14 protein-coding genes are annotated in these 13,312 nt (G+C 67.6%); 6 read left to right on the plus strand and 8 right to left on the minus strand.

Annotated elements, in window-relative coordinates; genetic code table 11:
- Nucleotides 1–26: 26 nt before the first annotated feature.
- Genes ACH438_RS30055 through ACH438_RS30070 form a run of 4 tightly spaced genes read right to left on the minus strand, consistent with a single transcriptional unit; the run spans nt 27 to nt 5,185 of the window.
- Entirely contained in the window at nt 27–1,550 is a 1,524-nt protein-coding gene (locus ACH438_RS30055; RefSeq protein WP_397011229.1) for a YfcC family protein, read from the minus strand.
- A complete protein-coding gene (locus ACH438_RS30060) occupies nt 1,547–2,884 on the minus strand; it encodes a M20/M25/M40 family metallo-hydrolase (protein WP_397011231.1) in 1,338 nt (445 codons plus the stop codon). The genes ACH438_RS30055 and ACH438_RS30060 overlap by 4 nt, the downstream gene beginning before the upstream one ends.
- A complete protein-coding gene (locus ACH438_RS30065; RefSeq protein WP_397011233.1) occupies nt 2,842–4,125 on the minus strand; it encodes a hypothetical protein in 1,284 nt (427 codons plus the stop codon). Before ACH438_RS30065 ends, ACH438_RS30060 begins: the two co-directional genes overlap by 43 nt.
- A gap of 19 nt (nt 4,126–4,144) precedes the next feature.
- Complete coding sequence (locus ACH438_RS30070; RefSeq protein WP_397011235.1) at nt 4,145–5,185, minus strand: helix-turn-helix domain-containing protein; 1,041 nt, start codon at nt 5,183–5,185, stop codon at nt 4,145–4,147.
- 244 nt (nt 5,186–5,429) lie between these two features.
- Here ACH438_RS30070 and ACH438_RS30075 point away from each other — a divergent pair, with 244 nt between their 5' ends.
- Both ACH438_RS30075 and ACH438_RS30080 read left to right on the plus strand, forming a co-directional pair.
- A complete protein-coding gene (locus tag ACH438_RS30075) occupies nt 5,430–5,828 on the plus strand; it encodes a hypothetical protein (protein ID WP_397011237.1) in 399 nt (132 codons plus the stop codon).
- The gene (locus ACH438_RS30080) at nt 5,777–6,418 is read left to right on the plus strand and encodes a hypothetical protein (protein ID WP_397011239.1); all 642 of its coding nucleotides are present in this window, start codon (nt 5,777–5,779) and stop codon (nt 6,416–6,418) included. The genes ACH438_RS30075 and ACH438_RS30080 overlap by 52 nt, the downstream gene beginning before the upstream one ends.
- A gap of 14 nt (nt 6,419–6,432) precedes the next feature.
- On the opposite strand, the gene ACH438_RS30085 is transcribed toward ACH438_RS30080, so the two are convergent.
- Nucleotides 6,433–7,392 carry an ROK family protein gene (locus tag ACH438_RS30085; RefSeq protein WP_397011241.1) on the minus strand — a complete coding sequence of 320 codons (960 nt, stop codon included), beginning with the start codon at nt 7,390–7,392 and terminating at the stop codon, nt 6,433–6,435.
- Nucleotides 7,393–7,583: 191 nt separating this feature from the next.
- Here ACH438_RS30085 and ACH438_RS30090 point away from each other — a divergent pair, with 191 nt between their 5' ends.
- A complete protein-coding gene (locus ACH438_RS30090) occupies nt 7,584–8,141 on the plus strand; it encodes a carboxylesterase family protein (RefSeq protein WP_397011511.1) in 558 nt (185 codons plus the stop codon).
- Nucleotides 8,142–8,204: 63 nt separating this feature from the next.
- Nucleotides 8,205–8,924: a hypothetical protein gene (locus ACH438_RS30095; RefSeq protein WP_397011243.1), complete on the plus strand. Its 720-nt coding sequence runs from the start codon at nt 8,205–8,207 to the stop codon at nt 8,922–8,924.
- A gap of 17 nt (nt 8,925–8,941) precedes the next feature.
- On the opposite strand, the gene ACH438_RS30100 is transcribed toward ACH438_RS30095, so the two are convergent.
- From ACH438_RS30100 to ACH438_RS30110, 3 genes are all read right to left on the minus strand, one after another.
- On the minus strand, nt 8,942–10,000 hold the full coding sequence (locus ACH438_RS30100; RefSeq protein ID WP_397011245.1) for an aminotransferase class V-fold PLP-dependent enzyme: 1,059 nt from the start codon (nt 9,998–10,000) through the stop codon (nt 8,942–8,944).
- 82 nt (nt 10,001–10,082) lie between these two features.
- Nucleotides 10,083–11,585 (minus strand): flavin-containing monooxygenase, encoded by a 1,503-nt coding sequence (locus tag ACH438_RS30105; protein WP_397011247.1) that lies wholly within the window; start codon nt 11,583–11,585, stop codon nt 10,083–10,085.
- Between the two features lie 102 nt (nt 11,586–11,687).
- Entirely contained in the window at nt 11,688–12,695 is a 1,008-nt protein-coding gene (locus ACH438_RS30110; protein ID WP_397011249.1) for a diiron oxygenase, read from the minus strand.
- Between the two features lie 130 nt (nt 12,696–12,825).
- On the opposite strand from ACH438_RS30110, the gene ACH438_RS30115 reads away from it, so the two are divergent.
- The gene (locus tag ACH438_RS30115) at nt 12,826–13,032 is read left to right on the plus strand and encodes a hypothetical protein (RefSeq protein WP_397011251.1); all 207 of its coding nucleotides are present in this window, start codon (nt 12,826–12,828) and stop codon (nt 13,030–13,032) included.
- Nucleotides 12,996–13,277 carry a hypothetical protein gene (locus ACH438_RS30120; protein WP_397011253.1) on the plus strand — a complete coding sequence of 94 codons (282 nt, stop codon included), beginning with the start codon at nt 12,996–12,998 and terminating at the stop codon, nt 13,275–13,277. Before ACH438_RS30115 ends, ACH438_RS30120 begins: the two co-directional genes overlap by 37 nt.
- The last annotated feature ends 35 nt before the right edge of the window (nt 13,278–13,312 follow it).

The raw sequence follows: 13,312 nt of genomic DNA on the forward strand, positions 1-13,312 counted from the left end.
CGACGGCGGTCGCCGCCCGGACCGGTTCAGCCGATCCAGGCGGCGATCGCCAGAAACACGCAGATGAGCACGAACAGAATCGCCATGAGCGGCACGATGAACTTGACGTACCGGTCGTAGCGCACCTTCGCCAGCGCGATACCACCCGTCACCACCGCCGTGGTCGGAGTCACCAGATTCGCCCAGCCCGACGCCGACTGCCACGCGGTAACCACCAGGGAGCGCGGCACATTCGCGAAATCGGCCAGCGGCGCCATGATCGGCATGGCCAGCGTCGCATGCCCCGACGTGGACGGGATCAGGAACGCCAGCGGAATGTTCACCAGGAACACCGCCACCGCGAACACCGCCGACGACGTACCGGTGACCACACCCTCCAGCGCATGCAGCACGGTGCTGGTGATCTGCGTATTGTTCATGATCACCGTGACGCCGCGGGCCAGCACGATCACGAAGCCCGCGCCCACGAAATCGCTGAAGCCCTTACCGATCTGCTCGGACATCTTCGCCTCGCCGAGGCCGCCGCACAGGCCCACCACGATCGCGCCCACCAGGAACAGCGCGGTGAGTTCCGGGAAGTACCAATCCAATTCCCACGGGTACTTGCTCGCGTCCGGGCCCTTGATGACCGTGCCCCACGGGATGATCGCGAAAATCATGAAGGCGAAGGTGATTCCGACCAGCCACAGCACCAGCACCTGACGGCGGGTCATCGGATCCGGTTCGTGGTCTTCGGGTTTCACGTCCTGATCACCCGGCTGCCAGCCGGACCAGGACTTGCCCGGATCCGCCTTCACCCGGCGCGCGTACCAGAGCACATAGCCGACGGTGGCGATGGTGAGCACCACCAGCATGGCCAGGCGCAGCACGATGCCGTCACCGATGGCGATACCGGCCGCCGACGACGCGGTACCGGTGGCGAACGGGTTGACCGTCGAACACAGCACGCCCACACCGGCTCCCGCGATGATCGCGCCGACCGCGGTCATGCGGTCGTAGCCCAGCGCCAGCGTCAACGGCACCAGCAGCGCGTAGAAGCCCAGCGTCTCCTCGGCGAAACCCTCCACCGTGCCCGCCACCGCGAACACCACCATGATGCCGACGATCAGCAGGAACGAACGCTTACGCAGCTTGTACGCCAGCCGGCCGATACCGCTGTCCAGGGCGCCGGTCGCGAAGGCGACGGTGATGAACGCGCCCACCGCCAGCACGAACAGGAACACGGCCGCGGCGCCGTAGAGCGAACCCGACAGATCCGGGGCGACCTGACCGGTCTTGCCGTCCTCGATGCCGTACAGGCCGTTGACCGGAGCGAGGAACAGATCGCGCAGCCGCTCCACGAAGTTCTTCGTCTGGTCCAGGCGGTGATACGAGCCCGCGATGGGATGACCCTTGTCGTCCATCCGGTACGCGCCCGGCGGAATGACGAAGGCCGCCAGCCACACCGCCAGGGTGACGCCGGCCAGAATCGTGTACGTGGAGGGGAAGCCGCGCTTCTTCTTGTGCTGCGCCGGTTTCGGAGCCGCTTCGGCGGTCTCGGTCCCGCTCATTTGCGCATCCGATCCGCGAAGAGCTGGAAGAACTCGGCCTCGGCCAGCGCCACATTGGCCAGCTCGCTCACCAGGACCCGCTCGTTGAAGCCGTGCATATTGCACTTGGAATCCTCGACGCCGAGCATGAGCACCTCGGAGCTGGGATTGGCGGCCGCCATGGAATTCGTGAGCGGAATCGATCCGCCCATGGCCGAGTCCACGGTCTCGGTCCCCCACGCCTTGCTCATGGCATCGCGCATGGCCGCGTACGCGGGACCTCCTGTGCCCGCGGCGAATCCGGAGCCGACATCGCCGCCGGTGACCGTCAGGTCGATGCCGAACGGCTTCACCTTCTTCAGATGCTCGATGACCGCACGCTGGCCCTCTACCGGGTCCTGCTCCGGGTGTACGCGCACGTTGAGATAGGCCTTGGCATACGGAACCACCGCGGACGCAGCGGTTTTCACCGGCGGGGCATCCAATCCGATGACCGTGATGGCCGGGCCGTACCAGATGCGCTCGCCGATCGGCCCGGTGCCGAGCAGCGGCATTCCCGGTGCCATGCCGGTGATTTCGGCGAACTCCTGGTCGGTGTAGTTCGCGCCCTTCCAGTCGTCACGCCGCAGGCCCTGCACCGCGACATTGCCGTCCGAGTCGTGCAGCGTGGCCAATGCCGAGATGAGCGCCAGCAGCGCATCCGGTGCGGCGCCACCGAACTGGCCGGAATGCACCGGTGCGGCCAGCGTGCGGACCTCCACGAACACATCGGCCACGCCACGCAGCGCGGTCACCAATGTCGGTGTCCCAGCGCGGATATTGCCCGCATCGCAGATGAGTAGCGCATCGGCCTTGAAGAGGTCCGGCTGTTCCGCCGGATAGTCGTCGAAGACCGACCCGTACTCCTCCTGCCCCTCGATCACGATGGTGACCCCGACCGGTGGCTTACCGCCGAAGGCGCGCAGCGCCCCGATATGCGCCACCACATTGGCCTTGCAGTCCGCGGCCCCGCGCCCGTAGATCGCCCCATCCTTCTCGGTGGGCGTGAACGGCGGTGTGTTCCAGAGACTTTCATCCCCCGAGGGCTGCACATCGTAATGCCCGTACAGCAGCACCGTCGGCGCTCCCGGCGGCGCCGGAATCCGCCCGTACACCACCGGCGAGGTATCCGGCAGATTCAATACCCGAAGGTCATCCACCCCGGATTTCCGCAACTCATCGGCAACGAGATCGTGCGCCCGCTGCACGTTCTCCTTCGGATACTCGGGGAACGCAATGGACGGGATCGAAACCAGCCGTCCGAGCAGCTCCTTCAGTTCTGGTACGAGGCCATCAACGGTTCCGCGAAGGTCCATTCCGGTATCGAACCACCCCGGGCGGCAAGATCGGCGAATCTCCGACTGTGTCCGATCGGCGTCTCCGGAACCAGCGCTCGAGCCAGCTCCGGCAATAGTGCGGCAACCGCAGCGCCATAGGCCTTGCTGGCCGCGTGCGGCCGCGACGCCGGATAGTTCGACCGATGCGTCACCCGCACGCCGTTCGTCAGTTCCACCGTGTCGTCGGCCCGCGTCTCCACACAGTTGCCGCCCGCCTTCTTGGCGAGATCGACCACCACCGCGCCGGGCGCGAGCGCCCGCAATCCCGACTCGTCCAGCAGCACGGGCGCCCGGCTGCCACGTCCCGCAGCGCAGATGATCAGATCGGGGTGGGTGGTCGCAATGATCTCGGTGACCGCCGCCGCATCGGGACCCACGCGGAACTCGCCCGCACCGTGCCGAGTCGCCACGACGGACTGATCCGGGCGGCGGCCCAGCACGATCGGCGGCTCGTCCCCGCCCGCGACAGCCGCGCCGACAGCGGCGAGACCGGCCTTGCCGGGGCCGAGCACCAGAGTGCGCACCCGGCGGGCACCGACCTCCTTCCGCAACAGCGCGCGGCCCTCCTGATAGGCGACGTCACCGGCGATCATGCTCATGACGGACATCGGATCCACGCGCGGCGCAAGGTGACCGCCACCGGTCGCGAGGCGACCGTCGCCGAGGACGCTGTCAGCGCTCCCTCCTCCGAGGTGACCACCGCGAGGCAAGGGATCAGCGGCAACAGGGCCTGCGCCGGGTGCGAGGCGGGCGGCGGCCTGCGCCGTATCGGATGCGAGGCGGGCGCCGGGCACTCGGTCATCGCCGCCCGCCGCGTGCGGAGGCGCGGCCGCAAGGTCGTCGCGGGTCGGTGAGAGTTGTTCGAAGGCAATCGATTCCACGCCGCGGGCGCGGAGCTCGGCAATGCCGGCCGCACGGTAGACCGGGTCCTGGAAGCCGACGAGCAGCTGGCCACGCCGGAGTGGCATCGAATCCAGTTCGTAGGCAGGCGGTTTCACCCAGGCCACGATGTCGGCCAGGTCGAAGACGGCGGCGGGGCCCGTCACCACCACCGCGCCCGCCTTGCGATAGGCGGCGTCGGTGAAATCGGCCCGCCAGCCCGCGCTCTGCTCCACGACCACGCGGAACCCGGCAGCCGACAACCGTGCCACGTCCACGGGCGTCAAGGCGACGCGGCGTTCCCGCGCGGCGGTCTCGGCCGGTACGCCGATGATTGTCACGCGGCGAGGGTATCGGTCATCACGAACCTTCGATCATCAGGCTGCCCTCGGGTGGCAGCTCGCCGCCGACGCGTACCCATTCGCGTGCCAGCACTTCGCGGAACAAGGCCCGGCAATCCCCGTCGCCGAGTTCGCCGGCGCGGTGGCTCGCCAGCGGTTCCTGTGCGATCAAGGTCTCCACTCGCACGGCTCTGCCCGCATCGCCGAGCTCGTAAACGTCGTTGTATCGGCGCAATTCGAACTGGACCTCGTGGCGGAGGGAGGAGATGCGGGAGGCGATGCGTTCGCGGCCTTGGATCTCGTATTCGCCCTTGGCGACGTAGGCGTCGTCGAAGATGAGGACGCTGGGGGCGCGGGGGGCGTAGCGGCGTGGGACGAGGATGGTTTCGACGCCGGCGCGGGCCTGATCCCAGAGGCGGTCCTCGTGCGGGATGGCGTCGGTGATCGTGTCCAGGACGTAGACGCGTTGCACCGAGACGCCGGCGCGGGCCAGGGCGATCAGGCGGTCGTTGTAGTTGTCGCCGGTGGGGCCGCTGATGGTCGAGATGTTCACCGTGTGGATGGTGCGCACCGAACTGCTGGTGCCGTCGAGGACGGTGAGCCAGTCGTTGATGGTGTTCCAGTCCTGCACGGTCACGGTGCCGCTGGCGATCTGGTCCATGAGTTCTTCGGCGCGGTCCAGCTGGCGTTCGGCGATTTCGCGCAGCGGGGCCACCTCGTCGCGGGTCGCCGAGAGGTCGACCAGGCGCTGGGCGATGGCCAGCACGCGTTCGATCACCTCGGAGTCCTTGCCCAGCAGGATATTGAATCGCATGCGGAGGTCGCTGCCGACGATATCGGCGTCCCCGTCGGCGACCGGTAGCTGTTCGCCCAGGGCCGAGCTCAGGCGTTCGCGCAGTCCGAGAGGCGGTACGCGCGTACCGTTCTCGATCTGCTGTATGAGGCTGCGCGAGCAACCGACCCGCTCGGCCAGCTGCGCTTGCGTGAGATCGCGCTCCTTGCGCAGTCGGCGAACCAGCTCCCCGACCTGTTCCTCGTCGCTCGTGGTCGAGTGAGACATGCTGCGCCTCCCATCATGATTTCGCAGTGATACGCCTGGATAGGGCTCCCACCATCCTAAGCACGATGTGTCAACAGCGCCGCATCGGCAGCCCCAGCAACACAAGAGTGTTACCAATGCCAGAATCATCCACTGCGAGATACATCGTAAGCAGATAACGATCCTAGCTAGGCACCAATGATATGGATTATCATTGGTGCCACGCCACCACGAGTGGCCCGGCATCCCGAGGAGGTGCCCCGCCATGGTCCTTTTCTTCGACGACCCGATGTTCATCACGAGCGACAAGACACCCGAAGTCGCCTTCTGCACAACGACTTTCAGCTGGACAGTGAGCTGGCTGGAAGATCGGGAACTGACCTTCGAGCAGGCACGCGCAGCGATGATCCTGGACGAGATGCTCAGCGACCCCACGGCCGCCGACGACCCGTTCGCCCTGGAAGTGGCCGCACTGCATGCCGAAGAACTGGAACTGACGCTGCCGGAAGTCATTCTGCGACTGGCTCTCCGGATGGCGGAGCGGGAACTGCACCGCAATCGGGAACCACGCCGGGCCGATCGCGGTGACCGGAAGTTCCAAGGGGGGAAACCATGTATGCCGACACCACCGAACGATGTTTCCGCTGCGGCTGGACCAATCTGAGCGATGCCCGGCGCTGCCGCGGCTGCGCCCGGCCACTGGCCCGGATCGCCGCCTTTCCACTACCCGCGTCGGGCTACCGGCGCTCCAGCCTGATCGGGATCGTCACCAGCGATCCGCAACCGATGGGAATGCCCGTGGTGCAACCGTTCTGGTTCGTCATCGCGGCGGCCGCCGTGGTGGCCGAGGACATCGCCCGGCTGTCGCATCCGATCCTGGGTGCGACACTGGGCGGCGTGGCCGCCGCCGCGGCGATCGTCTACCTGCTCACCCGTTCGGGGATACGCCCGCTGGCCCGCACCGCGGGCCGCGTCGCCCCCGTCCGGATGCGAAAGGGCATGCGGCTCGGCATCACCGACGACTCGGGCGCCCGCTGGACGCTGCACTTCCTGCCGCTCTTCGGCACCGATCTGCACGTGGGTGATCCGGCCTTCGCCGAGGGCCACGAGAACCGCTACGGCGAATTCCGCGCCCTCACCCTCACCAATATCCGCACCGGCACCCGGCACGTCAGCCGCTGGGCCGTCTCCACCTACACGACCGTCACCTGCGCGGTGCTGGTCGTCCTGCTCTTCGTGGCTCCCACCGGCTGACCGGTGGGCAGAATTCACCGCCGCACCGTCAGGAGGGGAACCGCCGAGGGGTCGGAGATGACGGTGCGGCGGGCGAATTCGACAGCGCCATGAAGCATGGCGTCCGCATCCAGGATGGCGGGAGCGATCTCGATATCCAGGGCGGGCGCCAGTGCGCGGCGTCCGGCCAGCTGTCGCTCCAGCTCCGGCCCGAGCCAGGGAAACCATTGCGCCAGTAGGCCGCCCAGCACGATCTCTTCGACGTCCAGCAGCGCGGTGATGGACAATACGGCCGCGCCGAGCGCGCGCCCCGCCACCTCGATCGCGACCGACGCCCGCGGCTCACCCGAAGTCAGCGCGTCGAGCAGCCGAATCGCGGCCGCGTCCAATCCTTCCTGGCGGAGGACACCGCCCAATCCCGCCGCATCGAGCACGGCCTCCGGCCCGGCGTAGCCGACCAGGCAGCCATGGGCCCCGCAGAAGCATTCCGGGCCGTCGAACGAGACGGGCATATGACCCGGCTCCCCGGCAATTCCATGCACACCGGTATGGATCCGCCCATCCAGCACGACGCCACCGCCGATGCCCGTCCCGGCTTCGATCAACACCAACCCGCGCCGAACTCGGGGCCGCGCATGATATTCCGCCAGCGCAGCCGCATTCCCGTCATTGACCACGTCGATCGGGCAGTCCAGCCCAACCACCCGCGCCGCGATCAACTCCCCCAACCGCACCGGCCCCGACCATCCGAAATCCGCTGCCGCGACGACGGTCTGCGCGGCATCGTCCAGTACCGGCCCCGGCATCGCCACCACCACCCGTACCACCACGCTCTCCAACGCCGTCGGAGTCGTCGGCCGATCCGTGATCGGCACTGCCGCACTCGGGTTTCCGGGGCCGCGGGCACCTGCTCCGTCGGCACGCTCCGGTGCGGGGGTGAACGTCGGCACAGCAGCCGCCGCGCGGGTCACGATCTCCGCGACGGCGGTGGCCATGGCTTCGGGGGTGCCGGGGGCGTTGTGGTGGTGGGTTTCGGTGCGCCAGAGGAGGTTTCCGGCGAGGTCGGCTACTGCTGCTCGGAGGTGTTCGGCGGTGATCTGGACGGCGATGGTGAGGGCTCGGGTGGGGGTGAGGAGGAGGGGGCGGGTGGGGCGGCCGCCGGAACCTCCCCGTCACCGATGCCACCCTGCCGACCGCCCTCGCGGCCCTCGGCTTCCCCGATGCCGCCGCGTTCCGCGCCGCCTATCCGGGCAAGTCGGCGGCCGAGCTCGCGGGTCAGGCCCAGAGCGATGCGCTGTTGCGCGCGCCGTCCTATCGCATCGCCGAATTCCGGGCGAGCCGTGATCAGCCCACGTGGCTGTACGAATTCGATTGGGCGTCAACAGCGCCCAAGGTGGCGGGCATGTCCTTCCACTGCCTGGACATTCCCTTCGCCTTCGATCTGCTGCATGCAGAGGGCGTGACCAAGGTGGCCGGCGACAATCCCCCGCAGTCCCTGGCGAATTCGATCCACAAAGCCTGGGTGTCGTTCATCGCCGATGGCGATCCGGGCGCGAATTGGCCGCGGTATACGACCGCACAGCGGCAGGTCATGTTCTGGAGCGATTCGCCACGCGTGCAGGCCGATGCCTTTGCCCGCAACGCCCCATCTGGCCGACCTGAGTCCCGCGGCCAGCTACCATCGGTCACCGTTCTCCGCCGCACAATCGCCCAGCACTGTGACCTAGCGCGCTGTGGCGTTTGATCTGCCGCGCAAGTGGCAAGCTGAAGGCAACTCACGCCGTACGACTCGGACAGGTGGTTCCACATGCTCGGATTTCGTCGTTGGGTCGCCCCGGTGGCGGCGGTCGCCGCATTCGGGCTGTTCGAGGCGCCGGCGCTGCTCGATTCCCCGGCGGCGCATGCCGCGCCCGGGGATACGCAGGCGGCGCTCGGCGGCGGATCCGGGATCGTGCTGGGCAAGGCGACCAAGTGCAGCCTGACCACCATCGGCTACGACAATGCCGGGCGGTTGGTCGGATTCACCGCCGGGCACTGCGCCGCCGAGGGGACGCCGGTCACCGGCGAGCAGTTCCCCGATGCCGGGGTGGTCGGCACGGTGGTCAGTTCGGATACGGAAATCGATTACGCGGTAATCCGATTCGACCCCGCCAAGGTCATCCCGCTGCGCACGGTCGGCGCCACCACCATCGCGAGCACCGGGCCGTCCGCCGGCGCCTGGGACGTGGTGTGCCAGGACGGGCGCACCATGGGCGATGCGTGCGGCGTCGTATGGGCCTCCGGCCCAGGCGGATTCCTCGATCAGGCCTGTTCCAGCTACGGCGATTCCGGTGGACCGCTGGTGCTGGGCGATCGGCTGGTCGGCCTGGTGTCGGGTCCGCTGATCAACGACCTGAAGTCGACCCGGTTCAGTTGCTCCGATCCGAACAACCCGGTGCACACGCCCACCTTCGCGGTGTCCTGGGATACCGTGCGCGCGGCCGTCGACGCCGGTAACAGTGTGGGCGCGGGCTTCCGGCCGGTCTGATCCGCCTGTGTCCCAACCTATCCGGTGATCACGTCCAGGGCCCGGTCGATATCGTCCTCGGTGTTGTAGAGGTGGCAGCCCAGCCGCAGCCGCCCCGCCCGCACGGCCCCGACGATGCCCGCCGCGCGCACGCGTTCCCGCGCCTCGGGCGTGATCTCGAGCGAGACGACGGCCGAATTGCCCTCCGCCAGACCGAGTCCCTTGCGCAGCCGGTCGGCGAGGGCGACATCGTGCCGGTGGATGTTCTCGATCCCGGCCTGGCCGATCACCGCCATGGCGGCACGCTGGCCGATCCACATGGTCCACGCCGGGGAGACATCGAAGCGGCGGGCGTCCTCGGCCTGCCGCAGCGGGGCGTCGTAGCAGGTCTCCCACGGGTTGTAGCCGGAGTACCAGCCCGCCGCCAGCGGTCGCAGGGTATCCAGCGCGGCATCGGTGCCGGCCAGGAACGCGGTGCCCTTGGGACCCAGCAGCCACTTGTAGCCGACGCTCACCACCCAGTCGGCGCCATGGTCGTGCACCGGCAGCCAGCCGGCCGCCTGGCTCAGATCGAACAGCACGCGCGCGCCCGCGGCCCGCGCGGCGGCGACCACGGCCGGCATGTCCGCGACCGCGCCATCGGCGGATTGCACCACCGCGGCGGCCACCACCGCATCACCCGGACGAATGGCGGCGGCCAGCTCGGATAGCGGCACCTCGCGCACGTCGAGATCCGGCCGCGCCAGGAAAGGCCAGGACACAGAGGTGAATTCGTGTTGCGGCACGACCACGCGCGCACCCGCGGGCAGGCTCTGCGCGATCAATCCGATGAGCTGCGAAACCTGCGAGCCGATGACGACCTGCCGGGTCTCGAAACCGGAGAGCCGCGCGAACACGGCCCGGCACTCGTCGACCACGGCATCGACGCCCGGGATATCGAACTCTCCGGTCACGCGCTGCAGATCCGCGGCGGCCAGCGCCGCCGCGGCCGACCGCGGCAGCAGGCCGCAGCTGGGCGCATTGAGGTAGGTCACCGTGGGCGCGAACTGATCCCGCACGGCGGCCGGGAACGGGGTGGAGGGCGGGAGGGTCGTCATCAACCCATCCTGCGAGCGATCGGCCGCCGGCGGAAGATCCAGCGGCCGATTGCTGGCTTGATCGAACCCGATCGAGACCGGATCAGGCCGAACGGGATTCGGCCGTGGCCGGGACCGTGGTCTCGGCGGTGCGGCTGAATCGCAGTTCGCCGTCCTCGATCTCGCCCTTGCGCAGCAGCTGCCGATCGCGGAAGTAGTTGTTGATCACCTGCCACGGCCCGCGCGTGCCCTGCCGCGGCATGACGCCGTCACCACGCTGGATGTAGCCCGAAGTGAGCGCGCCGCCCATGAGCGAGTGCTCGGAGATGTCACCCGGCTGCGGCACCGCCACGACCTCGCGATATCCGTTGTCCCGCATGTGATTGAGCAGGCGGCAGAACCATTCGGCGGCCAGGTCGGCCTTCAGCGTCCAGGAGGCGTTGGTGTAGCCCAGGATCACCATGGCATTGGGGATATTGCTGAGCATGGCGCCCTTGTAGGCGACCAGGTCGCGGGTGTGCTGCACCTCGCCGTCCACCTCGAGCTCGGCGCCGCCGAGCATCTGCACCTGCAGGCCGGTGGCGGTGACGATGATGTCCGCCTCCAGTTCCTGCCCCGACTTCAGCCGGATCCCGTGCTCGGTCAGGGATTCGATGTGGTCGGTGACGATGGATGCTTCCCCCTTGCGAAGCACCCGGAACAGATCACCGTTGGGGACCACGCACAACCGCTGATCCCACGGGTTGTACGAGGGCGTGAAGTGCCGCATGTCGATCTTCTTGCCGACCTGCGCGCGCACCGCCGCCAGCATGAGCTTGGCCGACAGCTTGGGATTCGTGCGCGAGAGCTGGTAGCTGGCCCGCTGCAGCGCGATATTGCGCGCCCGGCCCGCCTTGTAGGCCAGGGCGGCAGGCACTTTCGCGTACTTCAGGCCGACCGCGACCGGATCGTCGGCGGGCAGCGCGGCGATGTAGGTGGGCGACCGCTGCAGCATGGTGACGTGCGCGGCGTCCTTGCTCATGGCGGGGATGAGCGTGATGGCCGTGGCGCCGGAACCGATCACGACGACCTTCTTGCCGGCGTAGTCGAGGTCCTCGGGCCAGTGCTGCGGGTGCACCAGCTGTCCCTTGAAGTTCTCCTCACCGGGGAACTTCGGGCGGTAGCCGGCGTCGTAGTTGTAGTAGCCGGTGCAGCCGACCAGGAAGTCGGCGGTGTAGGTCTCGGTGTCGCCGGTGCGCTCGTCGGTGGCCTCGATCACCCAGACGCCCCGTTCGCTGGACCAATCGGCGCGGGTGACCTTGCGGCCGAAGCGGATGTGGTCGGTGACGCCGTATTCGGCGGCGGTGTCCTCGATGTACTCGCGGATATGGGGTCCGTCGGCCAGCACCTTGGTGCCGATCCAGGGGCGGAAGCCGTAGCCGAAGGTGTACATGTCCGAGTCGGAGCGGATGCCGGGGTACTTGAACAGGTCCCAGGTGCCGCCGATGGCTTCCCGGCGTTCCAGGATCACATAGCTGCGCCCGGTCTTCTCCCTGGTCAGGTGGCAGGCCATGCCGATTCCGGACAGACCTGCGCCGATGATCAGTACATCGACATGCCGCGTCATCGAGTCACTCGCTTCTGGTCGCGCCCCGACACCGGCGTCGAGGCGCACCGAGTATTACATGTTATTCAGGGTTACGTCTATAAACCCCGGGGAAGTAACCGGTCAGGCAGCACGTACCTGGCCCGGACGATCCGGCTCCGAGCGGTAACGGGTGGTGGGGCCGTCTATACCGAGGACCTTCCATACCTGCTTGGCCACCGGGTTCATCAGCCCGAGGCGCTTCGCCAGCGAGCGGACGTCGCCGAAGAAACCCGCGAAGGAATCCTTCGCATCCTGCGATCCGAAGAAGACGTCCTTGCGGACCGACCGCGGGATGTCGAACTCCCGGAAGAAGGAGCGTGGCGGGATGACGATCGCCCGGCCGCCGATCCACATGACGATCGGGAAGGCCATGGAGAGCACGAACTTGTTGAGCGGGTTCGCCTGCGGCACGTGATGTTCCAGGAACTCGTGCGCGAAGGAGATATGGCGCGCCTCCTCGGCGATGTGAATCGCCATGACGCCCCGCATGATCGGGTGCACGTCCTCGCCCGCGCGCAGAATCGCCTTCTGCACGTGGTCGATCGGCTCCTCACCGGACAGCACGGCGATGAAGAACAGGTTCGGGAACAGTGAGGCCAAGGCCGGCACGACATAGGTGAGCTGCTTCAGGATCGGCCCCATGCCCGGCACGTCCTTGCCGATGCGGTTGACCATCTCCTGGAACATGAGGGTGTGGTTGCACTCCTCGATCACCTCGTGGGTGCAGTAGCGGAACTCCGGGGAGCCGTTGGGCAGCTTGAAGGTGTGCTGCACCATCCCGCCGATGAGCAGGGTCTCGAACTGCAGGCCGACCTTGGCGATATTCGCCTGCCGCCACAGCCCGATCTCGATCTTGCGGGCCTCGGACTGCGACTGATACCAGGGGTGCCGGGCGAACATGTCCCCGGACACCGGCAGGATCCAGCGCTTGTCGTGTTGATCGACCGCGAAATCGGGGTTGTCCCAATCGATATCGGTAAAAGGATCGAAGTGTTTGTCGACCGACCCCTGCGACAGCAGCAGGAGCTTCTCGGCGTACTCACGCGCGACGGCGACGGCCGAATCGGTGTTCACGGATGCTGACGCCATTGTCAGAGCCTCTCGAAGAGTGACACACATAACTGTAATCCATGGTTACACCTAAATTGGCGGGCCGTCAACAGCCCGTGATGATCAGCTGTTGACCGGAGGATGACCCGGTCGGACCAGCATCGGTGGCATGCACACCGTCGAGAAGACCAGCCGGCCCACGCCCGACGTCCAGGACATGGTCCTGGTGCACCGCTGCTTCCGGCAAGTATTCACCCGAGCGCCGGAGCTCGTCCGGACGCTGCCCGAGGGTGACCGGGAGCGAATCCAGCTGGTGACAGACCGGTCCTCACCGCGCACATGGACGACGAGGAGACCACCGTCCTCCCGCTCGTGACCGCCCATCTCACGGTCGACGAATGGGAGGAGCTCGGGCGCCGCGGACTCGCCGAGCAGAGCAGAGCAGAGCAGAGCAAGAAACAGATGATGGAGTCGCTCAGCGCGCTGCTCGACATCGCCACCCCGGCGGAACGGGACATGTTCCTGCGCAAGGTCCCGCTCATCGCCCGGGTGATGTGGCGGCTGGTCGGCAGGCGCGCACACCAGCGCGCCAAGCTCCGCCTCTACGGCTCCGCCGCCTGACTCCCCCGCGACGAAAGAACAGGTATGAGAATCGG

Origin of the sequence: Nocardia sp. NPDC020380 (genome assembly GCF_044386975.1) — a bacterium.
Lineage (GTDB): Bacteria > Actinomycetota > Actinomycetes > Mycobacteriales > Mycobacteriaceae > Nocardia.

Coding starts and splice junctions, on each gene's coding strand:
- ACH438_RS30060 (WP_397011231.1), bottom strand. CDS start 2,884: ATGGACCTTCGCGGAACCGTTGATGGCCTCGTACCAGAACTGAAGGAG.
- ACH438_RS30110 (WP_397011249.1), bottom strand. CDS start 12,695: ATGGCGTCAGCATCCGTGAACACCGATTCGGCCGTCGCCGTCGCGCGT.
- ACH438_RS30100 (WP_397011245.1), bottom strand. CDS start 10,000: ATGACGACCCTCCCGCCCTCCACCCCGTTCCCGGCCGCCGTGCGGGAT.
- ACH438_RS30075 (WP_397011237.1), top strand. CDS start 5,430: ATGGTCCTTTTCTTCGACGACCCGATGTTCATCACGAGCGACAAGACA.
- ACH438_RS30085 (WP_397011241.1), bottom strand. CDS start 7,392: ATGGCCACCGCCGTCGCGGAGATCGTGACCCGCGCGGCGGCTGCTGTG.
- ACH438_RS30115 (WP_397011251.1), top strand. CDS start 12,826: ATGCACACCGTCGAGAAGACCAGCCGGCCCACGCCCGACGTCCAGGAC.
- ACH438_RS30120 (WP_397011253.1), top strand. CDS start 12,996: ATGGACGACGAGGAGACCACCGTCCTCCCGCTCGTGACCGCCCATCTC.
- ACH438_RS30070 (WP_397011235.1), bottom strand. CDS start 5,185: ATGTCTCACTCGACCACGAGCGACGAGGAACAGGTCGGGGAGCTGGTT.
- ACH438_RS30080 (WP_397011239.1), top strand. CDS start 5,777: ATGTATGCCGACACCACCGAACGATGTTTCCGCTGCGGCTGGACCAAT.
- ACH438_RS30055 (WP_397011229.1), bottom strand. CDS start 1,550: ATGAGCGGGACCGAGACCGCCGAAGCGGCTCCGAAACCGGCGCAGCAC.
- ACH438_RS30095 (WP_397011243.1), top strand. CDS start 8,205: ATGCTCGGATTTCGTCGTTGGGTCGCCCCGGTGGCGGCGGTCGCCGCA.
- ACH438_RS30105 (WP_397011247.1), bottom strand. CDS start 11,585: ATGACGCGGCATGTCGATGTACTGATCATCGGCGCAGGTCTGTCCGGA.